Origin of the sequence: Nonomuraea sp. NPDC005650 (genome assembly GCF_040605375.1) — a bacterium.
Taxonomy (GTDB): Bacteria; Actinomycetota; Actinomycetes; order Streptosporangiales; family Streptosporangiaceae; genus Nonomuraea.
The window spans coordinates 164356-189194 of the sequence record NZ_JBEXCR010000027.1; the positions used below are offsets into that span (position 1 = coordinate 164356).

The following is a 24839-nucleotide window of genomic DNA, read 5'->3' on the forward strand; positions in this document are numbered from 1 at the left end:
TGTTGTAAAGGCGCTGAGATTGATTACCTCAGGGCGAACCACCTCAGTCCAGAGCAAGCATCAACGGGCCAAGCCTGCGTGAAAGCCGCCCTGGGTTCCCCCGTCAAGCAGACTGCGATGCCTGCTCGTCAGCTTCGCGCTGCTCGTCAAGCCAAGCGTCAATTTCGCTCTTCCACGCGACCAGCCGCCGGCCCTGACGCCAAAGAGGCGGGGCGCCTTCGCCGCCGACATGACGCAGGTACCGGAGGGTGGCCTCGCTGCGCCTGACATACTCGGCGATTTCCGGGAGCAACAGGAGTTGGTCGTTGGCTGGACGCGTGCTGCGGACCTGCCGGGGCGCGCGTGGAGTCTTCACCGTGTCTCTTCCTGAACTGGTCAAGCGATGCCTTGGCCGCGAGCAATCAGATGTCGATGCTGCTCATCACGTCCTGGTTCCACATCTAACACAGCCAACGCCAATCGCATAATCAAGATGTGGAAGCCCACCTACAAAACGTTGTACCGTGCGGTCTGTGGCAGACATACCGAACCCGCACGCCTTGTGGGAGCACAACTTCATCCAGCAGATGAAGCGGCTCCGCGAGGCGCGCAAGATGACGCAGACTGACCTGGCGCGCGAGCTTAAAGCCTTCGGCCTGCCCTTTCACCAGCAGACCGTGCAGCGCGTGGAGAACGGAGAACGCCCAGTACGGCTCAACGAAGCACATCTGATCGCAAAGGTGCTCGGGACGGACCTTCTCTCGATGGGGGCTAGTTCGACACCTTCAGACCACGAGCTTCGGTACTCGGTCGATCGGCTCCGAGCCACCTCGGAACTGCAAGCCGATACCCTCCTCGACTTGTACAAAGACTGGCGCGAAGACATCGAGTCCCTCGTATTCGCGCTCGCTGACAGAGTGCCAGCAACGGCCAAGAGCGTGGACAGCCTCGACCATGGAGCTGCTTGGGGGATGGTGTGGGCCATGAAGGCGCTGCGCGCCTACGAGGATCACCTGGCGGCCTGGCAAGGGCTGGTCGGCCTCGGACATCACGAGCGCGCGTTCGTAGATCTGGAAGATCCCGCCGCAGGGACAGATCAAAATTGGCCGCTCCCTGACGTGCTAGCCACCCTGCAATCTTGGCGAGAACGGTTCGGGAACGATCAGATGGCCAGGGCGGTTTCCATGAATCCTCGTGAGGTATACGAGAGCTTCTCGAGTGGGCGTGACCAGGACATGGAGGGTTGATCGGTGGCGCACATTGAGGACCGGTGGTACAGGAAGGCCTGCGGCCCGGATGGCAAGGTCCTGCTCGACGGGAACGGCAAGCCGGTCATGGAGCGAGATCCGAAGAGGTATGGCAAGGGCTCGCGCTGGCGACTCAGGTACGACGGGCCTGATAGCCGGGAGAAGAACGAGAGCTTCGGCAAGAAGGTCGATGCCGAGAACCGGAAGAAGGTAGTCGAGGCTGACCTACTCCGCGGAACGTACATCGATCCCGACGCAGGCAGGGTCACCTTCCAGAAGTTCGCCGAGGAGGTCATCGAGAACCGCACCTTGGACGTCTCGACGCAAGAGGCGATGCGGACGCGCCTGACGCTGCACGTCTATCCGATCATCGGTGGCAAGGAGATGGGACGGCTTTCGAGACGCCCAAGCATGATTCAGGCCCTGGTGAAGTCGATGGAGAACGCAGGGCTCGCCCCCACCTACATTGAGACGATCATGCGTCACGTGGGCACCATTTTCGCCGTTGCGGTCGAAGACGAGGTGGTCGTCAAGAACCCGACGAAGTCGAGCACGGTCGTGCTGCCGGGTGTGACCAAGAAGAAGCTCGTGCCCTGGACCCAAGGGCAGGTGCAAGCCATGGGGGAGGCGCTGCCTGAGCCGTTCCGGGCCATGGTGGACGTTGGCGCCGGCCTCGGGATGCGTCAGGGCGAGATCCTGGGATTTTCCCCCGATGACGTGGACTGGTTCCGCGACGGTGTGACGATCCAGCGGCAGATCAAGGTGTTGAAGGGCAAGCTCTTTTTCGCGCCGCCGAAGTTCAACAAGGCCCGCGAGGAGCCGTTACCGGAGAGTGTGAAGCTCGCCCTGACCGAGCACATGCGGAGGTTTCCGCCGCTCACGGTGACCTTGCCATGGCGGTCCCCTGACGGCGACCCGCACGCTGCCCGGTTGTTCTTCACCATGCCCGGGAACGCCTACGGCGGAGCGCTCCACAAGGAAAGGATCAACGGGCTCTGGCACAAGGCGCTTGAAGCGGTGGGCATCGTTCCGCCGCTACCTGAGCGGCTGCTCATCGGCGCGGGAGCGACCCCTGAGGAGGCGCGGCAGATCGTCGCCATCATCGAGAGCGAGTCGCGTCCTCGATCCCTCAAAGCCTATGTGAGCCGCATGCCCGACAGCCAGGTGGCTGCAGTCCTGGCGCGGATCCGCAGTGGCGAGGCTGTCACCGGGCTGACCGTTCAGCGCAACACTCCGCCCGACGCGCTGAGGTGGCCCCGCAAGGAGAACCGCGGGGCCACCTTCCGCGAGCACGGCATGCACGCGATGCGGCACTACTTCGCGAGCCTGCTCTTGACCGAGGGCGAGAGCCCGAAAGCCGTCGCCGAGTGGTTGGGACACACCGATGGCGGCGTGCTGCTCCTGAAGACCTACGCGCACCTGATGGAGAAGAGCGAGCAGCGGATGCGCAAGGTCATCGACCGCGCGCTCCGGCGGCCCGCCTCCATGGCTGACGGCCCACAGACGGCCCAGGAGATCAACTAGTGGTAGCGAAGATCAGCGGACATAAATGTTTGGCCTGGGTGGGGTGGGCATGCTGTCGCCGATGAAGAAGCTCGTGTGCGGCGGCTGGTTGTAGGCGGTGTTCTGCCACGCGACCGACACCCGGTACAGCGGGTCGTGCATCAGGGTGTAGATGCGGCGGTCGGTGGGCGTGGTCGTGGCGTAGATCCGCAGCGCGCGGTTGTCGCTGGTGGGCCAGACGACCTCTTCGCGCCAGTCGCCGAACAGGTCCGCCGACAGCGACGGGGTGGCCTTGGTGCCGTTGTTGGAGTGCACGCCGGAGGCGGTCAGCAGGCGGGTGTCGGCGCTGGTGCCGTACTTGTCGATCCTGGTCTGGTCGAGCAGCTCCCGGAGCGGGTCGGCGTCCCACCAGACGAGGAAGTTGACCGAGGACGGCTTGCGGCCGGCGTTGTTGCCGGTGACGCTGCGCAGGTTCCCGTCGGCGGCGGACCAGAACTCACTGGCGATCCTGACCGTCGAGATGTCGCCGGCCACGCCGCGGCCGTTGTCGCCGTTGGCGGGGGTGGACCAGAGGATCTGGCCGGTGCGCGGGTCGATGTAGAGCGAGGACGGCTGGGAGCCCGACTCACTCACCTTGAAGTACTCCAGGCCCGCCCTGGCCGGGTCGAAGTCGCCCAGGTGCTGGGCGTCGCCGTGGCCGGTGCCCGTGGTCCACATGCCGGTGCCGTTGTCGTTGACGGCCATGGCGCCGTACACGATCTCGTCCCTGCCGTCCTGGTCGACGTCGCCGACGGACAGGCTGTGGCTGCCCTGGCCGGTCCACTGGGAGCCCGCCGAGTTGCTGTCGAACGTCCAGCGCTTGGTGAGCGTGCCGTTGCGGAAGTCCCAGGCGGCGATGACCGAGCGGGTGTAGTAGCCGCGGGCCATGATCAGCGAGGGGCGTTCGCCGTCCAGGTACGCGGTCCCGGCCAGGAAGCGGTCCACCCGGTTGCCGTACGAGTCGCCCCAGCTCGACACGGTGCCGCGCGGCGGGTCGTAGGAGACCGTGGACCTGGCGGCGCCGGTCTGCCCGTCGAACATCGTCAGATACTCGGGGCCGGACAGGACATACCCGCTGGAGTTGCGGTAGTCGGCCGAGGAGCTGCCGATGACCGTGCCGGCCCCGTCCCTGGTGCCGTCGGCGGTCTTCATCGCGACCTCGGCCCGGCCGTCGCCGTCGTAGTCGTACACCTGGAACTGGGTGTAGTGGGCGCCCGCGCGGATGTTGCGGCCCAGGTCGATGCGCCACAGGCGGGTGCCGTCCAGCCGGTACGCGTCCACGTACACGTTGCCGGTGTAGCCCGACTGGGAGTTGTCCTTGGCGTTGGACGGGTCCCACTTGAGCACGATCTCGTACCGGCCGTCCCCGTCCATGTCGCCCACGCTGGCGTCGTTGGCGCTGTAGGTGTAGGCGACGCCGTCCGGGGTCGTGCCGCCCGACGGCGGCTGGATCGGCACGTCGAGGTACGAGCCGCCGGTGAAGCGGAGCGAGGCGGGCGAGGCGGCCTGCTCGGTCCCGCCGACCACGGCCCTGACCGTGTACGAGGCGTCGGCGGCGGCGCCGTTGTCGAGGTAGTTGGTGGAGGCGGTGAGGTTCGTGGCGACCCTGGTTGAGCCCCGGTAGACGTTGAACGCCACGCCGTCGGCGTCGGTGCCGAGCAGCCGCCAGGACACGAGGTTGCCCGATCCGGACCGGACGCTGATCAGGCCGCGGTCGAGGTCCTCCATCTGCTTGGTGGGCGGGGCGGCCTGGGCGGGGACGCCGTTGATCGCCGTTGCCAGGGCGAGGAGCGCCGCCGCGCCGGCCATTCGTAAGCGCATTCGTTCTTCCCCTTCTTGGTAAGCGCTTTCCCGATGGGCGAAAAAGAAAGTTTCATCGGGGTGTTAGCGTTAACGGACGCAGGCCGGGGCCGCGGATGTCAGGGACGAATGTCAGACCTGCGGAAATGGCCACAATGTCTCCTCGTCGGCGAACAGGGGCGCCGCGGCCGCGGCCCGGCGTATTAAAGCGGCCCCGTCTCAGGGCCGCAAGGGTCCGTTGTCATGAAGCCGGGTCAGGTGAGGGCGTCCAGCGCGCGGTCGACGTCGTCGGCGGTGTTGTAGACGTGGAAGCTGGCCCGCACCTTGCCCGCCCGCACGGCCGCGCGGATGCCGGCCCCCTCCAGACGCTCGCCCGGGGCGTCCACGGAGACGATGGCCGAGTCGGACGGTTCTAGGCCGAGCCCGGCCCTGAAACGGTTGGCCAGGGCGACGTCGTGGTCGCGGATCCGCTCGATGCCGAGCTCGTTGAGCAGCTCGATGGCCGGGGCGGCGCCGACGTACGAGAACCAGGCCGGCGACAGGTCGAACGCGCGGGCGTCCGGCGCGAGCCGCAGCGGCGGGCCGTAGTAGGAGCCGCCCTCGTCGGCCCCGGCGTACCAGTTGGCGGCCAGCGGGCGCATGCGCTCGCGCAGGCGGGGCGACAGGTAGCCGAACGCGGCCCCGCGCGGCGCCATCAGCCACTTGTACGCGGCGCAGGCCAGCGCGTCGATGCCCTCGACGCCGACCGGCAGCCAGCCGCAGGCCTGCGAGGCGTCGGCGATGACCAGCGCGTCGTGGTCGCGGGCGGCGGCCACGATGTCCTGGAGCGGGGCGACGTACCCGGTGGCGGACTGGACGAGGCTGAAGGCGACGGCGGCGGTGGAGCCGTCGACGGCGTCGGCCAGCCGGTCGGCGGGCACGGTCTCGACCTCGGCGGCCACCGCCCAGGGGAACAGGTTGCTGGTGAACTCGATCTCCGGCACCAGGACGCGCGCCCCCGGCGGCAGCGCGGTGGCGACCGTGGACATGATCTGGGAGGCGGTGGAGCTGACCGTGATGTCGGCTTCGGGCGCGCCGACGAGCCGGGCGAAGGCCGCGCGTGAACGGCCCACGAAGGCGTCCCACGGTTTCCAGTCGCCGCTGCCGTGCCGCCATTCGGTCAGGACGGCCTGGAGTTCTTCGAAGGCGCGGCGAGGGGGCAGGCCGTAGGAAGCGGTGTTGAGCCAGCCCGGGTCGGCGTCCCAGAGCTTGCCCGCCGAGGAGATGTCCATGGGGCCAGCCTAAGTTCGCCGTGCGCGGGCGGCGCGCTGCCACGGGGCGGGCCGGCCGCCGTCGCCGGCGCGTCAGCTGGGGCGTTTCAGCAGGCGGTCGATGACCAGGCGGGTGACCTTCTCGGCGTTCCCTGCGATGGAGCCGTCCGGGTCCACGCCCACCGAGCGGCCGTACTCGACCGTTCCGTGGAGGTTGCTCAGCCGGAACTCATACGTCACCCGGTACCGTCTGAGGCCCCTCGTCGTGCCGTCGACATAGGTGAACGCGTCGTGCGCCAGGCCATCGACCTCGCGATAGTCCTGGTGCAGCCGGGACGCGACCCGCTTCGAGAGGTCGAACGTGCCGTCCGACATCGCCACGCTGTCCAGAGTGTCCAGCGTGATGGACAGCTCACCGCGCTTGGCCTCCGGGATCGCGTAGTCGCTCTTCCACGAGCACGAGGTGAAGTCACCCTTCTCGTACGTGAACGGCTTGCCCGCCGAGGGGGTGAGCTCCCGGACGAGTTCCTCGGAGACCAGCGTGCACGGTTTGGGTGGTTTGGTGAACGGCGGGATGTCGTCCGGCACGGGTGCGGCGGCCTGAGTGCCCGAGGCGGCGGCCGAGGGAGCCGCGGTCGAGCCGACCGGGACGAGCAGCGCGAGGCCCGCGCCCAGGGCCGCGGCGGCGGCCACGGCGGGGACGAGCGAGGCCGGCTTGAGACGCAGTGAGCGCTTGGGCGGGGCCGGGAGCGGGGCGGGGTCGTCGGCGGGGATGGGGTGGCCGACGATCTCGACGCCACCGACCGTGACGGTGGCGACCTCGAAGGCGGGCCGCGCGGCGGCGCCCTGCAGAACCGCCCGGACGGTGGCGGCGTCCGGGCGGCGGGCCGGGTCGGGGGCGAGCAGGTCGCGCAGGAGGGCGGTGAACGGGTCCTTCGCCTCGATCGCGATCCCCTGTCGTACGGCCTGCGCGGTGGCCGCCGGGGTGGCCCGGACGAACGGCGGCCTGCCGAGCGCCGCCGTGTAGAGGATCGCGCCCAGAGCCCACAGATCGGCGGCCGGTCCCGGCACGGTCCTGTCGCGGGCGGGTCCTCGCACCTGTCCGCCGTCAGCGGGTCCTGGCTCGGCCTCGTCGGGGGCGCGTTCTGGCGCAGCTTCGGCGCCGCCGGACCCCGGCCCGGCTCCGGACCCCGGCCCACCAACGGGCGCCGATGTGGTCTCGGGCGCCCCGCCCCGGCTGGGCTCTGGCGTGGTTTCGGGGGCTGGGTCGGCCGTGGTCTCTGGTGCGGTGAAGCCGGGCAGTCTGCCGGCCGTCTCCTCGGCGAGGGCGGGGATGGCGAAGTCGTTCAGCACCACGTGGCCGCCCGGGGCCAGCAGGACGTTGCCCGGGTGCAGGTTGCCGTGGGTGACGCCGTGCCGGTGCGGCGGTCGAACACCCGCAGGGCGCGCCCGGGGGCGCCCGGGGCGAGGGGGCCGATCGGGTGGAAGCGTTCGCCGGTCATGAGCTTCCCTGGAGTCTGGCCGCGGTGGTGCGTGCCGCGCGCATGGCGGTGTCGCGCATCTCGGAGGTGACCTCGGGCCCGTTCTCCATCACGGACACCTCGATCACCATCGTACGGACGCGCAGCCAGACGTGGCTGCTCACGCTGGACAGGATGCCCACGGTGGAGTCCTGGGAGAAGCACTCGTCGCCGAGGCCGGGGACGTTCTTGACGGGGGTGGTGACCGCGCGCTCCACCTTCGAGGTGCCCGTCTGCGACTGCCGGCGCTTGCGCAGGGCGTCGAACACCTTGCGGGCGGTGGCCACGTCCGGCTGGGTCTTGATCGTCACGCCGGCGCCGTCCACGGTGACGGTGCACGTGGACGACTTGCTTGGGAGCACCCGGTCCGTGGGGACGACCGTCGCGCAGGGGTCGGGCGAAGGGGCCGCCGCCGCGGTTTGCGACCGGCTCGGGGCCGCGGTGGTGGTGACGGTCGGGCCGCGCGTCGTGGTGCCGGGCCTGGCCATGGCGAGGGTCACCACGGTGACGACCAGCGCGGTCGCGGCGGCGACGGACAGCCAGAGCGTACTGCTCGTGCCGGTGGAGCCGACCCTGGTGGGTGCGGTAGGCGCCTCGGCTGCCATGACCGCCGCGCGGGCCGCCGCCTGCGTCAGGACGGTACGGATCTCCGCCCCGTCGTGTGCCCCGGCGAGCGCGGCACGGAACGCGGCCGCCTCCCGCAGCCTGGGAAGGTGGGCTGAGGAGGCGGCCACGTCGTCCGGCCGGGGCGTGGTGCCCCCGTCCAGGGCGAACATGAGCGTGCTGACCAGCACGCTCATGTCAGCGGCGGTGGTGGAATCAGTGGTGGTTGAGGCGGCGGTGGTGCCGAGGCCGGCGAGCACGGTCTCGCCGGTGGCGGCGATGAGGACGTTGCCGGGCGTGACCGCGCCGTGTACGTGCCCGTGCGCATGGACGACGGCCAGCGCGTCGAGCAGCCGCAGTCCCATCGCGGCGACCCGGCCCGGCTCCAGCGGTCCTTCGGCGGCGGCGACCCGGTCGAGCGAGCCGCCCCGGATGAGGTCCATGACGACCCAGAGCTGGGGGCCGGTGGCGATGACGTCGTGCACGGTGACGAGCCCGGGGTGGCTCAGTGACGCCGCGAACCTGGCCTCCGCCAGCACCCGCTCCCGCTCGCCTGCTTCCGACCCCGGGCCGGACCCGGCATCCGGCCGATCGCCCGCCGCCCCGTCCCGTCCGGAGCGGGACGGGGCGGCGGTGAGAGGGATGCGCTTGACCGCCACGTCGCGGTGCAGCACCTCGTCCCTGGCCAGCCAGGTGCCGCCGCCCGGACCGAGCGGCTCGACCAGGTTGTAGCGTCCCGCCAGGAGTACGGTGCCCTTCATCGCGTCAACGCCTCGACGACCGAGCGGGCCGCGGCGCCCGCCTGCCCGGACAGCGCGGGGTCCGTGGCGACCTCGTGCTCCAGCGTGAGCTCGGCCACCAGGTTGCTCACCCGGAAGACGATCACGACCTTGGACTCCGGCCGGCGATCGTCGGTGACGGTCCAGGTCATCGCCTCATCGCCGAGCCCCTTGAGTTCGCCGATCTCGGAGCTCTTGCCCAGGACGGAGGACTTCCTGCTCCGTTCGGCCTCGTCCCGCCGCGAGTCGAAGTCGTCGGCGGCCAGCGCGACCTCCGCATGGGTGTCCGTCGGCTCCTGGATCTCCAGTTCGAGCCGCAGCGAGCGGGATTCCTTGGCCAGGCTCTGATGCCAGGTGCACTCCGCGTCCTCCCTCGGCATGATCAACGCCTTCGGGACGGCCGCGGCGGCCTGCTCCGGGGTGAGAAGGCCGCACGCGCGGGGCAGGGCGGCGAACCTCCCCGCCGCATCCGTCGCCGACGCCCCGGCGGCGACGGATGCGGGGGCCGCGGAGGTTCTCCCGAGCTGGGGTACGACGACGGCGCCCGCGCCCACCAGGGCCGCGACGACGAGGGCGCCCAGCGCGACCGGCAGCCGTACGCCGGGTGGGGTGACCTGCGGCGGTTCGGGAAGTACGGCTGTGGCGGCCGGCCCCTGCACGACCGCCTCCAGCCAGCCCCGGAGCCGTTCGGCATCGGGACGCTTGTGTGGGTCCTTGTCCAGCGCGGCGGCCAGCACCGGCCACAGCACGCTTTCCGAGGGGGCGGGCGGCTCGGTGAGGACGGCGCTCAGCGTGGCGACGGCGCTCTCCCTGGCGAACGGGCCGCGCCCTTCGACGGCGGTGTAGAGGGTGGCGGCCAGCGACCAGAGATCCGAGGCCGGTCCCGCCGCCTCCGACCAGGCATCCGAGCCGGGCCCGCCGGGCCGGGACGACGTCGGACCGGTGGGCCGGACCCCGGCAGGGTCCGTGGCGGCGGGGCTGACCGGGTCCGTGGGCGGGACGGCGGTGCGGTCCGTGGCGGCGAGATCGGCAGGGTCCAAGGGCTGGATCGCGGTGCGGGCCATGGTGTCCGGCGCGGTGGCGTCCGGGGCGGTGGCGTACAGGCATTCGGGGGCCGTGTAGCCCGGTGTGCCGACCGGCGTGCCGGGCAGGCCGCCCACCAGGGTGGCGATGCCGAAGTCCGACAGGACCACGCGCCCGTCCCCCGCCAGCAGCACGTTGGCCGGCTTGACGTCCCGATGCAGCACCCCCGCCGCGTGCGTGGCGGCCAGCGCCGACAGCACCCGCAGCCCGATCTCGGCCGCGCGGCGCGGGGGCAGCGGCCCGTTCTCGCGGATGACCTGCTCCAGGGAGGCCCCGTGGACCAGCTCCATCACGATCGCCGGATCCCCGTCCTCGACGATCAGGTCGTGCACGGCCACGATCGAGGGATGCCGCAGCGCGGCGGCCGTCCTCGCCTCGGACAGCGCGCGCTCGCACAGGGCCGCCCGCGCCGCGGGGTCCAGGCCGGGCGCCAGCCGCACCCGCTTGACCGCCACCTCGCGGCCGAGGCTCTCGTCGAGGCCGCGCCACACCACGCCCATGCCGCCCGCGCCGACGGGCTCGATGAGCCGGTACCTGCCTCCGATCAGCGACGTCATGTCACCCCCGCCTGCTCAGTGCGGCGGCGGTCAGCTTGGCGGCCTGCAGCGCGGCCGAGCGCACCCGCGCCGCCTCCGTGCCGTCGAAGTCGGCGTACTGCACCTCCACGACCATGTTGCTGACGCGGAACATGACGTTGGACCTCACCATGTTCCCCGACCGCCGTTCGGAGACGTCGTACTGGAACGCCTCCTCGCCGACCCCGGCCACCGGGGCGGCGGCGGTGGACGTGGTGCCGATCGGCCACTGCATCCCGACGTCGCCCCACTGCCACACCCCTCCGCTGGACGGGTCGGCGTGGATGGTGCGCTTGTTGAGGAACTCCTCGTGCGCCTCCACGGGGAGGGCCTCCCAGTAGTCCTTGTTCTGGGCCTTGGTGGGCTCGACGGAGAGCCCGACCTTCCGCTTCGTCCAGGCGCAGCCGTCCTCCGAGTGGCTCCGCTTCAGCGCGCGCCCGTACGTCGTCTGCTTGACCTGCGCGTCGGTGAGCAGCGTGCAGAAGTCGACCGGCACCGTGAACCTGCCCTTCGACGGCGCGGCGGCGGTCGGGGGCGCGGCGGCGGAGGCGAGCGGGGCGCCCGCGCGCGGCGGCGGAGGCGGGCCGGGGGTGTCGCGGGCGACGCCGTACCAGGCGAGGGCTCCGACGACGGCGAGCCCGGCGACGGCGGCCACCACCGGGACGGCCCGGCCGGGCCGCGGGAGCGGACGCCGGGGACGGTCCACGGGAGCCGGTACGCCGGAGGCGGCGGCCTCCAGCCACCGGCCGGCCGCTGCGGGGTCCGGCCGGTCGGCGGCCTCGCGCGACAGCATGCGCAGCAGCACCGGCCCGAGCACGGGACCGGCCTGCGCGGACGCCGGCGGATCCTGGGTGAGCACCCGGTGCAGCGTCACGAGTGGCGACGCGGAGTGGAAGGGCGAGGTGCCCTCCACCGCCGTGTACAGCGTGGCGGCCAGCGACCACAGGTCCGACAGCGGCCCGCCGCGCTCGCCCCGCAACCGCTCGGGCGCGATGAACCCGGGCGAGCCGATCAGCAGCCCCGACTGCGTGATGGTGACCTGGCCGTCGATCCTGGCGATGCCGAAGTCCGTCAGCACCGCCCTGCCGTCGTCGCAGAGGAACACGTTGCCGGGCTTGACGTCGCGGTGCTGGATGCCCTGCCGGTGCGCGACCGACAGGGCCGTCAGCAGGTCGGCGCCGAGCCGGGCCACCCGCTTCGGCGCCCACGGGCCGTCGTCGCGGATCGCCTCCTGCAGCGTGCGCCCGCGAAGCAGCTCCATGACGATCCACGGACGGCCGTCCTCGGAGAACACGTCGTGGACGGTGGCGATCCCCGGATGGCTGAGCCGCGCCGCCGCGTACGCCTCGCGCACCGTGCGCTCGCACAGCTCGGCGCGATCCTCCGCGCCGAGGTCGGGCGAGAGCAGCACCTCCTTGACCGCGACCTCGCGGTCGAGGCTCTCGTCACGGGCCAGCCAGACGGTGCCCATGCCGCCTCGGCCGAGCGCACGGATCAGCCGGTAGCGCTCGGACAACAGGGATCCGGGGGGATTGTCGATCATCGTTGGTCACATGGTCGTCGTTGGTACGATGCGTCGGCCAGACCCTTTGCAGCCTAGTGAAAACAAGCTGCTCGCCGGCGTCGGGAAGAGGGTTCGTGGGGCTGCTGCGCATTCATTTCACGGCGGACGACCTGGCGCGGACGACGGTCGCCGCGGGCGCGGACCCGTTGTGGGAGACCGTGCTCAGCCGCTTCCGGCTGCAGGACAGGGACAAGGCGCCGGCCTTCCGGCCCTGGGAGCGGGGGCTGCGCGAGAGCCCGGGCAGGCTGTCCAGGATGGCGTCGGGGTTGCGCTGGCTGACCGCGCTGGCGCCCGAGGCGCCGTACTTCCCCGACTTCCTCACCCCGGCGGCGGCACGCGACGGGCTGGAGGCCGGGCTGGAGGCCCTGCGCGCCACCCCGAGCCGCCGGTTCCGCCAGGAGCTGGAGCTGCTCGCCCGGTACGCGCCCATTCCCGGCTGGCTGGGCGCGCTGGCCGAGCGCCCAGCCGCGCCCATGTCCGAGCTGGCCACCGCCCTGGCCGACTACCACGCCGCGGCCATCGCCCCGCACCGCGACCTCATCGAGCCCGCGGTGGAGGGCGACCGGGCCTGGCGCGTCGGCCACCTGCTCAACTCCGGCGTCGAGGGGCTGCTGGGCAGCATGAAGCCGATGATGCGCTGGCGTTCCCCCGTGCTGGAGGTCGACTACAGCGTGGACCGGGAGCTGCACCTGCGCGGCCGGGGGCTGACGCTGGTGCCGTCCTACTTCTGCCGCCGCGTGCCGGTCTCGCTCGCCGACCCCGAACTGCCGCCGGTGCTGATCTACCCGATCGACGCCGGGTTCCGGTGGACACCGGCCGCGCGGGTGTCCGGCTCGGTGGAGGCGCTGATCGGCGCCACCCGCGCGGCCGTCCTGCAGGCCGCCGACGGCGGGGCCACCACCAGCGAGCTGGCCCGGCGGGCGGGGGTGTCGCTGGCGGCGGCCAGCCGGCACGCGAAGGTGCTGCGGGAGGCGGGCCTGATCAGGAGCGTGCGCCAGGGCCCCGCCGTGCTCAACCTGCTGACCCCGCTGGGCAGCGGCCTGCTTGAACGGCCTGAGCGCCACCTCGACCATTGAGTCATGTCCGGTCGCGGTCGGCGACCAGGAGCGGAGGGAGCCGGCGTGCGAGTCGTCGTCATCGGTGCCGGGGTGGTCGGAGCGGCGGTCGCGGCCGGGCTCACCCGGCGCGGCGCGCAGGTCACCGTCCTGGAGGCGCGCACCCCGGGATCCGGTACGACGTCCACGTCCCTGGCGTGGGTCAACGCCAACGACAAGACGCCCAAGGAGTACTTCGACCTCAACCACGCCGCCGTCCGGGCGCACCACCAGCTCCCCGGCGACTGGTTCTTCCCCACGGGCAACCTCGAGGTCGCGGTCTCCGACGAGCACAAGGAGCTCCTCGAGGCCCGCGTGGGGCGGCTGGCCGCCATGGGCTACCCGGTCGAGCGGGTCACCGCCGGGCGCGCCCACGCCCTGGAGCCCGACCTGGTCCCGCCGCCTTCCGGCGCCGAGTGCGTGTTCTTCCCCATGGAGGCGCACGTGCAGCCGCTGCGGCTGGTCGGGGGCCTGCTCGGCGAGGCCCGTGACGCCGGGGCCACGGTGGTGTGCGGGGCGGAGGTGACCGCGATCGAGACCTCGCCGTCGGGGGTCATGGTGACGGCGGCCGACGGGCGGGCCTTCGGCGGGGACGTGGTGGTCACCTGTGCCGGGCGCTGGACGCAGGGGGTGGCGGCGCTGGCCGGGGCCGAGGTGCCCATGCTCGACCCGGCCGTGTCCGGCGCGGTGACCAACGGTTTCCTCCTCACCACGGCCCCGGTGCCCGCCCGCCTGTCGCGCGTGCTCCACACCGACGGGCTCAACCTGCGGCCGGACGGGGGCGGGCGGCTGGTGCTGCAGTCGCTGCCGCTGGACGGCCGGGCGGACCCGGCCGTCCCGGTGCCCGGCGACGTCCTCGACTCGATCATGGCCCTGCTGCCGCGCGTGCTGCGGGCCACGGACGGCGCCACGGTGGAGCGGGCGGTGGTCGGCCGGCGGGCGATGCCGGGGGACGGGCTCACGGTGGCGGGCTTCGCGGACGCCGGGCGGCGCGTCTACACGGTGGCCACGCACAGCGGGGTCACGCTGGCGCCGCTGCTGCTGGGGGAGGTGGCGGGGGAGCTGTACGGCGAGGAGTCGCCGCTGCTGGCGCCCTTCCGCCCGTCCCGCTTCGCCGGCGGCACCGCCGGGCCCGCCCCGGCCCCGGCGCGGCGGCCGGGAGAGCAGTGACCGGGGATCACCCGGCGGGGGCGACGTCCTTGATGAAGACGATCCCATCCGTCCTGTCCAGCTGGTCGGGGTCGAGGCCGAAGTAGCTGTGGTTGGTGGAGGTGCCCGACCGGAGGGTGAGCTTCGTACCGGCTAGCGCCGCGGTCAGGCGTGCGGAGTCCACGAGGCAGTGGTCGTCCGGGAGGGTGGAGAGGACGCCTTCGACGGTGTCGGTCGGGGGGACGGTGAGGCCGTGGTGGGGCGCGGCGCCGAGGGCGGAGGCGAGGAACGCGTACCCGCCGCCCAGGTGCGCGCTCACGATCGCCCCCGCGCTCCACCATTCCAGCAGCAGGTCGACCGGCTGCCAGCCGGTCTGCCACGTGCTCAGGTGCCGCTGCAGGTGCGCGTTGGCGGCGAAGACCAGCGTCGGGCCGTACGGCGGCGCGATGGCGAGGAGGTTCTCGGCCATCATCCCGTCGCGCAGCGACATCAGGCGCCCGACCCGGGCGGGCGACGGGTCGGCCATCCCCGCGTGGTAGCGGAGCAGGCCGGTGGCCGTGCGCCCGTGCAGGGCGGCCCGCCACCACGCCTCGCGCGAGGTCGCCGAGATCAGATGCGGCGACTCGGCCATGAGCACGGCCACGAGGTCGTCGGCGATCAGGCGCAGCTCGACGGCCTCGGCGGAGCGGCCGACGGACTGGGCGGGGTCCATGACGGCGGCGGGGTTCGTCCAGCGGGAGTCGTCGCCGAGCAGGCGGTCGACGGCATCGGCGGGCAGGACGTCCAGGTGCGCGGCGAGATAGCCGTGCAACTCGGTGAGCGCCTGACGGGGGCTGCCCGGCCCGGACATCTCCAGTGGGCCGTCGAAGCCGAAGAAGCGGATCCGCTCGGGCGCGGGCCGGTCCCGGTTGTGGGCCCGCATCCACTCCAGGAGCTCCCGGTTGGCGGCCGATGCGGCGAAACCGTGGCTGAAGCCGTGCCGCACGACGTCGTCGAGCGTCCCCACGCCCTCCGTGACGTACGCGTCCACGGCCAGCCCCATGAGACAGTCGCTCTCGATCGCGATCGACCGGTAGCCCTCGTGCTCGACGAGATGGCGGAAGACCTCGTTGCGCTGCCGCACCAGCGCCTCCTCGCCGTGCATGGCCTCGCCGAGGCCGAGCAGCCGGGGCGGCTCGGGGAGCGAGCGGAGCAGCCGCGAGAGCGCCGCGCCGCCGAAGGGCAGGGCGGCGGAAAGGATCGGTGAAGGCATACCTTGAACCGTATCGTTGAACCTTCTGTGTAAACTTTCGCAATGCCCCGCGAGCGACTCAGACCCGTGGACCTGGCGCGTGAGCACGGCCTGTCCACCCAGGCGATCCGAAACTACGAAGAGGCGGGCATCCTCCCGCCGGCCGCGCGCACGCCCCACGGCTACCGCACCTACACCCCGGTCCACCGGGAGGCCCTGCGCGCGTTCCTCGCGCTGATCCCCGGCCACGGCCACCAGACGGCCACCTCGATCATGCAGGAGGTGAACAGGGGCGCCGTCGAGGACGCCCTGCGGCTCATCGACGAGAGCCACGCCCAGTTGCTCGACGACCGCCGGACGCTGCTGGCCGTGGAGCGGGCGCTGCGCGACCTGACCTCGGAGGAGGCGGCCGCGCCGGCGACGCCGCCGGAGCGCCCCGGCGGCGTCACCTTCATCGGCCCGCTGGCCAGGAAGCTCGGGATCAGGCCCGCGACCCTGCGCAAGTGGGAGCGCGCCGGGCTGGTCGGCCCGCGCCGCGACCCTCAAACCGGCTACCGCGTCTACACCGCCGCCGACGTGCGTGACGCCCGGCTGGCCCACCAGCTCCGACGAGGCGGCTACCTGCTGGAGCAGATCGCGCCGCTGCTCGCCCAGGTGCGCTCCGCCGGCGGGATCGCGCCCCTGGAGGCGACCCTGCGCGACTGGCAGGCCCGGCTGACGGCCCGCGGGCGCGCCATGCTGACCGGCGCCGCCGGGCTCGACGCGTACCTGAGTCACCCCGCCCGCGCCGACACGCTCCCGACGGATTAAGATACGGAGCAGCTCTGTATCTTAATTAGCCATGACAGGCAGACGGGAACACGCCATGGGTGCCTACGTGCTCGGCTTCCGCGACATCGACAAGACCCTGCTCCCCCTGGTCGGCGGCAAGGGGGCCAACCTCGGCGAGCTGTCCGCCGTCGACGGGGTACGGGTGCCGCCGGGCTTCTGCGTCACCACCGAGGCCTACCGCGCGGTCGTCGAGTCGGACGCGACGATCGCCACGCTGATCGACGGGCTCTCCGGGCTGCGCGCGGACGACCGTGCCGGGATCGCCGAGGCGTGCGCCCGGCTCCGCGAGGCCGTCGAGACGCTGCCCGTGCCGGCCGAGATCGAGGACGACATCCTGCGCCGGCTGGAGGAGCTCGGCGACGTGCCCTGCGCGGTGCGGTCCAGCGCCACCGCCGAGGACCTGCCCTCCAGCTCGTTCGCCGGTCAGCAGGACACATACCTGAACGTCAGGGGAGCCCAGGCGGTGCTCGCGGGTGTGCGGCGCTGCTGGGCGTCGCTGTTCACCGACCGGGCGGTGGCGTACCGGATCAAGAGCGGCTTCGGGCACCGCGCGGTCCGCGTGTCCGTGGTCGTGCAGGAGATGGTCTTCCCCGAGGCGGCGGGCATCATGTTCACCGCCGACCCGGTGACGTGCAACCGGAAGGTGGTCTCGATCGACGCCGGGTTCGGCCTCGGGGAGGCGTTCGTGTCGGGCGTGGCGAACGCCGACAACTACCGCGTCCGCGCGGGCGAGATCATCACGCGCAACGTCGTCACCCAGGCCGCCGAGCTGCGCCCCGCGCCGGACGGCGGCACGGAGGAGCGGGAGATCGAGCCCGCCCGCCGGCACGTCCAGACCCTGAGCGACGAGCAGATCGTCCGGCTCGAACGCCTCGGCCGCCGCATCGAGGGCCACTTCGGCCGCCCGCAGGACATCGAGTGGGGCCTGGTCGGCGGCGAGTTCCAGGTCCTGCAGAGCCGCCCGATCACCACGCTCTACCCCGTGCCAGAGACGGGCGACGGCAAGAACCACGTCTTCATGTCCTACGGCCACCGGCAGATGATGACCGACGCCTTCAAGCCCCTGGGCCTGTCGCTGTTCGCGCTCCTGCACGACCGGCTGGGCCGCTCGGCGGGCACGGTGTCCGGCGGCCGGTTCTACAAGGACGTCTCGCCCGAGCTGTCCTCGACATGGGCCCGCGCGGTCACGCTCAAGAGCCTCGGCCAGGTGGACGTCCTCATGGCCAACGCCCTGCGCCAGGTCCTGACCAGGAAGGACTTCATGCGCGACCTGGCCCACGGCAAGACCTCGATGCTGGACTTCGGCGAGGGCGGGCTGCTGCCGATGGCCCGCCAGTACCTGAGGATGTCCGGCAAGGACGACGCCGCGGCCGTGCCCGAGCTGATCGCCGAGAACGAGCGGACGGTCGAGGAGCTGCGGCGCGGCATCGCGGGCAAGTCGGGGGACGAGCTGTTCGCGTACATCCTGGACGACCACGACGTGCTGGCCCGGCTCACGTTCGACCCGCGCAGCGTGGCTGCGGCCTTCGTCGGCATCCAGGCGGTGAACTGGGTCAACAAGCGCATGAAGGCCTGGCTCGGCGTGCAGAACGCCGCCGACGCCATCGCCCAGTCCGCCGACCACAACGTGGTGGCCGCCATGGGCCTCGACCTGCTGGACGTCGCGGACGCCGTCCGCCCGTACCCGGCGGTGGTCGAGCACCTCGAACGCGCCGATCGGGACACGATCCTGACCGGGCTCGACGGCCTGGAGGGCGGCCCCGAGGCCCGCCGCGCCCTGGAGGGCTACCTGCGCACGTACGGGATGCACTGCTCGGGCGACATCGACCTCACCAGGACCCGGTGGAGCGAGGACCCTGCCCAGCTCGTCCCGCTCCTGCTGAGCAACGTCAGGAACTTCGCGCCCGGCGAGCGCGCCCGCAAGGTGGAACGGGGCCGCGCCGAGGCCGAGCGCACCATCGCCGGCCTGCTCGAACGGCTCAGGACGCTGCCGGGCGGCGAGCGCAAGGCGAAGAAGGCGGCCCGGCAGATGAGCCTCATCCGCCACTTCATCGGCTACCGCGAGTACTCCAAGCACGCCCTGCTCCAGCGGTACGAGCTGTACAAGCGGGCGCTGCTCGCCGAGGCCGCGCGGCTCGTCGCCGGCGGGGCGATCAGGGACCCGCAGGACGTGTACTTCCTGTTGCTGGAGGAGTTCCGGCAGGCCGCGCGGACCGGGCGGCTCGACTACGCCCTCGTCGAGGAGCGCCGGGAGGCGTTCGAGGACTACCGCAAGCTGACGCCGCCGCGCGTCATCACCTCCGAGGGCGAGGTGATCTCCGGCGAGTACGACACCGGCGCCCTGCCCGAGGGCGCGCTGGCGGGCATCGCCGTGTCGTCGGGCGTCGTCGAGGGGCGTGCCCGCATCGTCCTGAACATGGACGAGGCGGCGGTCGAGGAGGGCGACATCCTCGTCACCGTCTACACCGACCCGAGCTGGTCGCCGCTGTTCGTCTCGGTCAAGGCCGTGGTGATGGAGGTCGGCGGCGTGATGACCCACGGCGCGGTGGTCGCCAGGGAGTACGGGCTGCCCGCCGTCGTCGGCGTGGAGAACGCCACCCGGCGCATCGAGGACGGCCGGATGATCCGGGTCAACGGCACCGAGGGGTACGTCGAACTGCTCTGACCTGTTGCCGGGTGCTTTACTGACCTGTAAGTATAAGCGGGTGGAGGATCGGCGGCTGAGTCCGGGCGGGCAGCGGTTGCTGGAGGTGGCGACCGAGGTCTTCTACGCCGAAGGCATTCGCGCGACCGGCGTCGACACCCTGGTGGAGCGGGCCGGGGTGTCCAAACCGACCCTGTACGCCCAGTTCGGGTCCAAGGAGAACCTGGTGGCGGCCGTGCTGGCCCGGCGCAGCGCCGCCCGGCAGGCCGCGCTGACGGCGTACCTGGCCGGCAGCGGGGTCCGGGGCGGGCAGGCGGTGCTGGCGGTCTTCGACTGGCTGGCCGAGGGGCACGGCCGCGAGGGGTTCCGCGGGTGCCCGTTCACCAACGCGGCGGTCGAGCTGCCCGATCCCGGGCATCCGGCGCGGGCGGTGATCTCGGCGTACAAGTCCTGGCTGCGCGCGACGCTCACCACGCTGGCCGGCCAGGCGGGACTGGCGGCGCCCGAGGCGGTGGGCGACGCGCTGCTGCTGCTCGTCGACGGGGCCAACGCCCGCGTGGTGGTCGACGACGACCGTACGGCGATGCTGCGGGCCAAGGCGGCGGCGGCCAGGCTGATCGGCGCGGACGGCCCGTGAGGGTCAGGGGCGGAACGGCCCCGCGTGCTTGAGGGTCCGCAGGACGGGGGCGGTCTCGATGGTGCGGATCTCGGCCAGCGCTCCCAGGCGGTGGGTGATGTAGCGGTGCAGGTGATCGGTGCCCGAGCACAGCGCGTGGGCCAGCAGGTTGGTGGGGCCGGTGGTGTGGGCGACGGCGGCGAGCTCGTCGTGGCCCGCCAGAGCGGTCGCCACCTGGTCGAGGTGCGCCGGCGCGATCGCCATCCAGAGCACGGCCTGCGCCGCGACACCGAGCAGGACGGGGTCGATCTCGACGTCGAAGAAGATCGTGCCGTGGGCGCGCAGGTCGGCCAGGCGCCGCGCCACCGTGGCCTCGGACCGGCCGGTGGCCCTGGCCAGGTCGGCGTAACTGGCGCGGCCGTCCTGGCGCAGGGCGTCGAGCAGCTCCTGGTCGGCGCGGTCCGGTGACAGCCGGCCCGACGGCGCGGCGAGGGTCGGCGTGAGCTGCCGCCGCTGCCGCTCGTCGAGGGTCTGGGCGATGCCCCGCCACGCGGTGGGCCCGCCCACGTACGGGTGGAGCAGGTACTGGGCGGACACCGCGGTGACCCCCGCCTTCCTGGGCAGGTCGTGCAGCAGCGTCGAGGACGGGTCGTCCGCGCCGTCCGGGACGTGGATCATGGCGAAGATCTCGGTGCCGCCGGAGAGCAGCTTGACCCAGGACGTGTCGGGCCGCCGGGCCAGCGCGTGAGCGAGCGAACGGGTCGCGGCCGGGCTGGTGGTGAGGCGGACCACCCACTGGCTGCTCCCCACCTGGCGCGGGTCGGGGAGCCCGACGACGCGCAGGGAGGCGTTCGCGCGCAGCCGCTGGTAGCGGCGGGCCACGGTCTGGGTGGACACGCCGAGGACCCGGGCGACGCCGCTGAACGGCGCCCGCCCATCGATGTGCAGGGCATGGATCAGACCGCGGTCCAGATCGTCGAGCATGAGCAAATCATGCAGGAAATCGGGTCGAGTGGAAAAATTCCTCGAACGTCGCGGGCGTTGCGGAATCGCCGGTGCCGGTGGCGGCAGCCTTGGTCGCGGAAGTCATCCGTACGACTGAGGGGGACTGAGAGATGCCTGTTCCGAAGGCGGCCTGCCGGTGGCGATGGCTCGTGCTGGGCGCGCTGCTGACCGCCGAGGCGATGAACGTGCTGGACGCGACGATCGTGCAGGTCGCGGCGCCGGTGATCCGCGCCGGGCTCGGCGGTCCGGAGTCGGCCATCCAGTGGTTCAGCTCGGCCTACACGCTGCCGTTCGCGGCGTTCCTGATCCTGGGCGGCCGGTTGGGAGACCTGATCGGGCGCAGGCGCGTGTTCCTGATCGGGGTCGCGGGGTTCGCGACGGCGTCGTTGTGCTGCGCGCTGGCGCCCACCGCCGGGGCCTTGATCGGCGCGCGGGCGCTCCAGGGCACGGCCGCCGCCCTGATCATCCCGCAGACGATCGGGCTGATCCGCTCCATGTTCGACGGCTCCGAACTGGCCAGGGCGATGGGCGCCATCGGGCCCGTCATGGGTCTGTCGGTGATCCTCGGGCCGATCCTCGGCGCCGCGCTCACTCACGCCGACCTGTTCGGCTCCTCGTGGCGGTCGGCGTTCCTGGTCAACGTGCCCCTCGCCGTCGCCGTCGCCGTGCTCGCGGCCGGCCCCGTGATGCGCGAGGACAGGGCCGCGCGGGCGCCCCGGCTGGACCTGCCCGGGACCGGCCTGGTGGTGCTGGGGGCCGGGCTGGTCGTCTACCCGCTCATCGAGGGCGGCGCCGCCCTGCGGCCGGGGTGGAACGCGGCCCTGCTGGTCGCCGGCGCACTCGTCCTGGTGGCGTTCGGGCTCCATCAGCGCGGCCGGGCCCGGCGCGGGCGCGTTCCCCTGATCGAGCCGAGCCTGTTCGGCGACCGGGTCTTCCCGGCCGCGCTGGCGACCTCGGCGCTGCTCTTCGCGGTGACCAACGGGCTGATGCTGGTCGTCGTGCTGCAGGTGCAGCTCGGCCTGGGCCGCGACGTCCTGTCCGCCGGGCTGACCCTGCTCCCGTGGCCGGTCGGGATGGCGATCTCCGCCGCGGTCGTGGGCGCGCGGATGACGCCCGGCAACCGGTGGCGGATCATGTTCGCCGGGCTCGCGACGCTGTTCGCCGGGCTGCTCGGCGCTCTTGCCGCCTACCTGGCCGCGTACCCGTGGCTGGCGGTGGCGCTCCTGGTGAGCGGGGCCGGGAACGGTATGGCCACCGTGCCGTTCTTCACCGCTGCGCTGGCGCGCCTGCGCCCCCATCAGGTCGGGTCGGCGGCCGGGCTGCTGAACGCCGTCCAGCAGTTCGGCGGCACGCTGGGGATCGCCCTGCTCGGCAGCGTCTTCCTCCACGGCTTGGGCGGCGGTCCGGGCGCGAACGCGGCGGCGGCGCTCGCGTTCGGGCTCGCCCTGGTGCTGCTCGCCGCGACGGCCGTCGCGGCGGCGTTCATGCGGCCCCCCGCGCGGCGCTCGCCGGAACGGCGGCGCGCGGCCGAGAGCGAGCTGTCCCGGCTCTGACCCCCCAGGCGGTGCCGCGCCTCGCCCAGCCGACGACGGTGTCGGAGGCCGGGCGGGGCCCCGAGATTGTCGGGGGTGATCGCTAGGGTCACCGTCATGGTTGACGCAGCGGAGGTTTGTGCATGCGCCGGTTCTTCCCGGCCCGTTTCGGGGGCGGCCGGATGAGCCCCTGGGAGCGCCTGGCCAAGGCGGCCAAGGGCGGTGACGTGACGCGGGTCTTCCACCTGCTGCTGGAGCTGGACGCCGACGAGCGCAAGGCGGTTGCGGCGCGGTTGCCGGGCCACCTGGCGGCGGTGCGGGAGGAGAGATGGTCGTCCTGGCACCACCAGCTCAGGCCGTTGCGGCTGGTGGGCGCGGCGTGTCTGGGCGGTGCCGCGGCCGTCACCGCGTGGCTGTTCAAGCGCGAGTTCATGTGGGCCGAGAGCGACGACGACGAGCGGATCGTCCTGCTGCTGCGGCAGCGGCCGGCCGAGTGGCGGGCGGACGTGGCGCGCCGCATCGCCGGGCGCCTGCGCCTCAACGACATGCGGCACTGGGCGGTGGCCGCGACGCTCGTGCGCGAGAGCGGGGTCGAGCCGCCCGACGGCGACGTGTTCATGGTGGGCTGGTTACGCGAGCTCCACTCGCGGACGGCGGTCACCGATCCGCTGTTCACGGCGTTCGCGCCACGGCTGTTCGAGATCGACGGCCTGGCCGAGGCCCTGCCCGAGCAGGTGGGCACGATCGCCCGGCTGGTCGAGGACGGCCGGCTGGAGCGCAAGCGCGTCATCGACGGCATCGTGGGGCGGCTGCTGCGTGACGGGCCCTCGGCGCTGAGCGCCCTGGCCGTCCTCCACGATCGGCTCGACCTCGACATCGACGAGTCCGCCGAGCGGGCCAGAGACTACACCCGGCTGCTGCCCGCCGGGCCGGTGGCGGTGGCCGACCTGGCGCTGGCGCAGCTGCGGCGGCTGGAGGAGGCGGGGCGGCTGGAGGAGGAGCTGTTCGCCGAGGCGGTGGAGGCGCTGGCGTTCCGGCCGGAGAAGAAGCTGCTGCGCGCGGCCCTGTCGTGGGCCGGGGACGCCGTGCTGCGCGACGCGCGCCGGGCGGACGTCGTGCTGGCCGCCATGTCCCTGATCTTCGCGCAGGACACGCTGGCGCTGCAGGAGCGAGCCGTGCGACTGGCCGTCAAGCTGGCGCCGCGGGCGGGGGAGGCAGGCCGGGAGGCGGTGCGGCAGGCGGCGGCCGGGCTGCCCGAGGAGCTGCGCGAGCGGGTCTCCGCGGCCTACGGGGGCGGCATCGCCGCCGAGGAGGTGACCGTCACGCCGTTGCCGGCGGTGGGGGAAGGGCCGGCGTTGCCGCCCCCGTACGCCTCGCCTGACCAACTCGTCCGCGCGGCGGCCGACGACGACGTGGACCCGCACACGTTCGAACGGCTCCTGGCCGGGCTGGTCGAGTGGTCGCAGCGGGCGCCCGACGCGCTGCGTGCGGAGCTGCGCCCCTGGTGGCAACCGCTCGATCCGTGGTTCTTCGGCCACTACGAGCACGGGAGCCTCGACGGGGAGATCCATGCCGTGCGCCGGGCCTTCCTGGCCTTCGCCTCCCCCGAGACCAGTGGTTCACTGCCGGAGCCCGACGTCCGGCAGCCGCCGACCCTGGGCGGGTTCAAGCAGCTCTACCTCGGCCGCGCCCACGAGCTCGCCCGGTCGTTCCTGGCGGGCGACGGCTGTCCGGTCCTGCTGGCCACGCCCACGGCGGGCAGCGGTCACGTCGACCCCGAGGTGCTGCTCGACCGCTTCGAGCGGCTGGAGGCCGCCGGGGCGCGGGCGCTGCCCGGCGACCTGATCCAGGCCCTGCTGCGGCTGCCCCGCGACGTCCCGGACGCGTGCGTGCGGCGGGCGGAGCGGCTGACCTCGGAGGCGGGCCGGGCGTGCGCCGCCTGGATGCGCAGTGGCGGCCCCGCCGATCCGCAGGTCAAGGTCTACCTGCGCGAGCAGCGAACGAGTTATTACCTGTCGTTCTCGCACGCCCTGCATCCCGTGCTCGACGTGCCGGACGATCTGTCCGAGGAGCTGCGCCCGCTGTGGCGGCCGGAGGCCGGTTACGCGTACTCGCTCGCCTGGTGCCCGCTCGCCATGCCCTCGCACCGGGAGGTCGTGGCCGCGCACCTGGTCTGGATGTTGTCGATCGGCATGGAGTCCGGCGACCAGCAGACGCAGGCGCTGGTCGCGCTGGCCCACGGCGACGGGCCGCTCGGCAGCGGTGTGGCGCACGCGTTCGCCTGCGGCATGGGCCACGCCCACGCCGCCAACCGGGCCGCCGCCAACGATGCCCTCCTGACGCTGGCCGCGCGCGGCCAGGTGCCGGCGCAGGCGCTGGGCGAGACGGTCACGGCGCTGGTCGTGAAGGGGTTCGTCAAGCTCAACCGGGTGGTGTCGGTGCTCGACGACGCCACCCAAGCGGGGGCGCACGAGGCGGTGTGGGAGGTGGTGGTGCGGCTGCTGCCCGGGCTCATGCCGCAGGAGGGCGAGCGGCCCCGCGCGGGGCTGGCCGATCTGCTGGCGGCGGGGGCTCGGGCGGCCAGGATCGCCGGCGTACGCGCCGAGTTGCCGGAGGTGGCGGCGGTGGCGGCCCGCAAGGGGTCGAGCAGGCTGGTCCAGGAGGCGCGGCGGCTGCAGCAACTGGTCACCGCCCCTAAGAAATCTGACCCGTAAATCCCGCCTCAGCTGGGCAGGCGGCAGCGAACCCCAGCTGGTGTTCGGCGGGGGTTTGGTGGGCGAGGAAGGTCAGCTTGG

17 protein-coding genes are annotated in these 24839 nt (G+C 72.6%); 9 read left to right on the forward strand and 8 right to left on the reverse strand.

What is annotated here, in order from left to right:
- Positions 1 to 512 precede the first annotated feature (512 nt).
- Together ABZS69_RS40085 and ABZS69_RS40090 are read left to right on the forward strand one after the other, a co-directional pair.
- Positions 513 to 1226: a helix-turn-helix domain-containing protein gene (locus ABZS69_RS40085; protein ID WP_355381486.1), complete on the forward strand. Its 714-nt coding sequence runs from the start codon at positions 513 to 515 to the stop codon at positions 1224 to 1226.
- A gap of 3 nt (positions 1227 to 1229) precedes the next feature.
- The gene (locus tag ABZS69_RS40090; protein WP_355381488.1) at positions 1230 to 2750 is read left to right on the forward strand and encodes a hypothetical protein; all 1521 of its coding nucleotides are present in this window, start codon (positions 1230 to 1232) and stop codon (positions 2748 to 2750) included.
- Positions 2751 to 2762: 12 nt separating this feature from the next.
- On the opposite strand, the gene ABZS69_RS40095 is transcribed toward ABZS69_RS40090, so the two are convergent.
- The 6 genes from ABZS69_RS40095 to ABZS69_RS40120 all read right to left on the reverse strand — a co-directional run bounded on the left by ABZS69_RS40095 (position 2763) and on the right by ABZS69_RS40120 (position 11921).
- Positions 2763 to 4589, reverse strand: a complete 1827-nt coding sequence (locus ABZS69_RS40095) for a rhamnogalacturonan lyase (RefSeq protein ID WP_355381490.1) — start codon at positions 4587 to 4589, stop codon at positions 2763 to 2765.
- A 233-nt stretch (positions 4590 to 4822) separates the two neighbouring features.
- A complete protein-coding gene (locus ABZS69_RS40100) occupies positions 4823 to 5839 on the reverse strand; it encodes an aminotransferase class V-fold PLP-dependent enzyme (RefSeq protein ID WP_355381492.1) in 1017 nt (338 codons plus the stop codon).
- 72 nt (positions 5840 to 5911) lie between these two features.
- Positions 5912 to 7174, reverse strand: a complete 1263-nt coding sequence (locus ABZS69_RS40105; protein ID WP_355381494.1) for a hypothetical protein — start codon at positions 7172 to 7174, stop codon at positions 5912 to 5914.
- Positions 7175 to 7316: 142 nt separating this feature from the next.
- The gene (locus ABZS69_RS40110) at positions 7317 to 8702 is read right to left on the reverse strand and encodes a protein kinase (protein WP_355381496.1); all 1386 of its coding nucleotides are present in this window, start codon (positions 8700 to 8702) and stop codon (positions 7317 to 7319) included.
- Positions 8699 to 10360, reverse strand: a complete 1662-nt coding sequence (locus tag ABZS69_RS40115; RefSeq protein WP_355381498.1) for a protein kinase — start codon at positions 10358 to 10360, stop codon at positions 8699 to 8701. Before ABZS69_RS40115 ends, ABZS69_RS40110 begins: the two co-directional genes overlap by 4 nt.
- Position 10361: 1 nt before the next feature.
- Entirely contained in the window at positions 10362 to 11921 is a 1560-nt protein-coding gene (locus tag ABZS69_RS40120) for a serine/threonine-protein kinase (protein ID WP_355381500.1), read from the reverse strand.
- A gap of 95 nt (positions 11922 to 12016) precedes the next feature.
- Here ABZS69_RS40120 and ABZS69_RS40125 point away from each other — a divergent pair, with 95 nt between their 5' ends.
- On the forward strand, positions 12017 to 13018 hold the full coding sequence (locus tag ABZS69_RS40125) for a winged helix-turn-helix domain-containing protein (RefSeq protein WP_355381502.1): 1002 nt from the start codon (positions 12017 to 12019) through the stop codon (positions 13016 to 13018).
- Positions 13019 to 13063: 45 nt separating this feature from the next.
- Positions 13064 to 14206 (forward strand): FAD-dependent oxidoreductase, encoded by a 1143-nt coding sequence (locus ABZS69_RS40130; protein ID WP_355381504.1) that lies wholly within the window; start codon positions 13064 to 13066, stop codon positions 14204 to 14206.
- Between the two features lie 7 nt (positions 14207 to 14213).
- Here ABZS69_RS40130 and ABZS69_RS40135 read toward each other — a convergent pair whose 3' ends face one another.
- Positions 14214 to 15437 (reverse strand): erythromycin esterase family protein, encoded by a 1224-nt coding sequence (locus tag ABZS69_RS40135; protein ID WP_355381506.1) that lies wholly within the window; start codon positions 15435 to 15437, stop codon positions 14214 to 14216.
- 42 nt (positions 15438 to 15479) lie between these two features.
- Here ABZS69_RS40135 and ABZS69_RS40140 point away from each other — a divergent pair, with 42 nt between their 5' ends.
- Genes ABZS69_RS40140 through ABZS69_RS40150 form a run of 3 tightly spaced genes read left to right on the forward strand, consistent with a single transcriptional unit; the run spans position 15480 to position 19528 of the window.
- On the forward strand, positions 15480 to 16226 hold the full coding sequence (locus ABZS69_RS40140; RefSeq protein WP_355381508.1) for a TioE family transcriptional regulator: 747 nt from the start codon (positions 15480 to 15482) through the stop codon (positions 16224 to 16226).
- Between the two features lie 31 nt (positions 16227 to 16257).
- Positions 16258 to 18912, forward strand: a complete 2655-nt coding sequence (rph, locus tag ABZS69_RS40145; protein WP_355381510.1) for a rifamycin-inactivating phosphotransferase — start codon at positions 16258 to 16260, stop codon at positions 18910 to 18912.
- A gap of 40 nt (positions 18913 to 18952) precedes the next feature.
- On the forward strand, positions 18953 to 19528 hold the full coding sequence (locus ABZS69_RS40150) for a TetR/AcrR family transcriptional regulator (RefSeq protein WP_355381512.1): 576 nt from the start codon (positions 18953 to 18955) through the stop codon (positions 19526 to 19528).
- A 3-nt stretch (positions 19529 to 19531) separates the two neighbouring features.
- On the opposite strand, the gene ABZS69_RS40155 is transcribed toward ABZS69_RS40150, so the two are convergent.
- Positions 19532 to 20491, reverse strand: coding sequence for an Lrp/AsnC family transcriptional regulator (locus tag ABZS69_RS40155; RefSeq protein ID WP_355381514.1), 960 nt, complete (start codon positions 20489 to 20491; stop codon positions 19532 to 19534).
- Positions 20492 to 20622: 131 nt separating this feature from the next.
- Here ABZS69_RS40155 and ABZS69_RS40160 point away from each other — a divergent pair, with 131 nt between their 5' ends.
- Complete coding sequence (locus tag ABZS69_RS40160) at positions 20623 to 22065, forward strand: MFS transporter (protein WP_355381516.1); 1443 nt, start codon at positions 20623 to 20625, stop codon at positions 22063 to 22065.
- A gap of 122 nt (positions 22066 to 22187) precedes the next feature.
- On the forward strand, positions 22188 to 24758 hold the full coding sequence (locus tag ABZS69_RS40165) for a DUF6493 family protein (RefSeq protein WP_355381518.1): 2571 nt from the start codon (positions 22188 to 22190) through the stop codon (positions 24756 to 24758).
- The last annotated feature ends 81 nt before the right edge of the window (positions 24759 to 24839 follow it).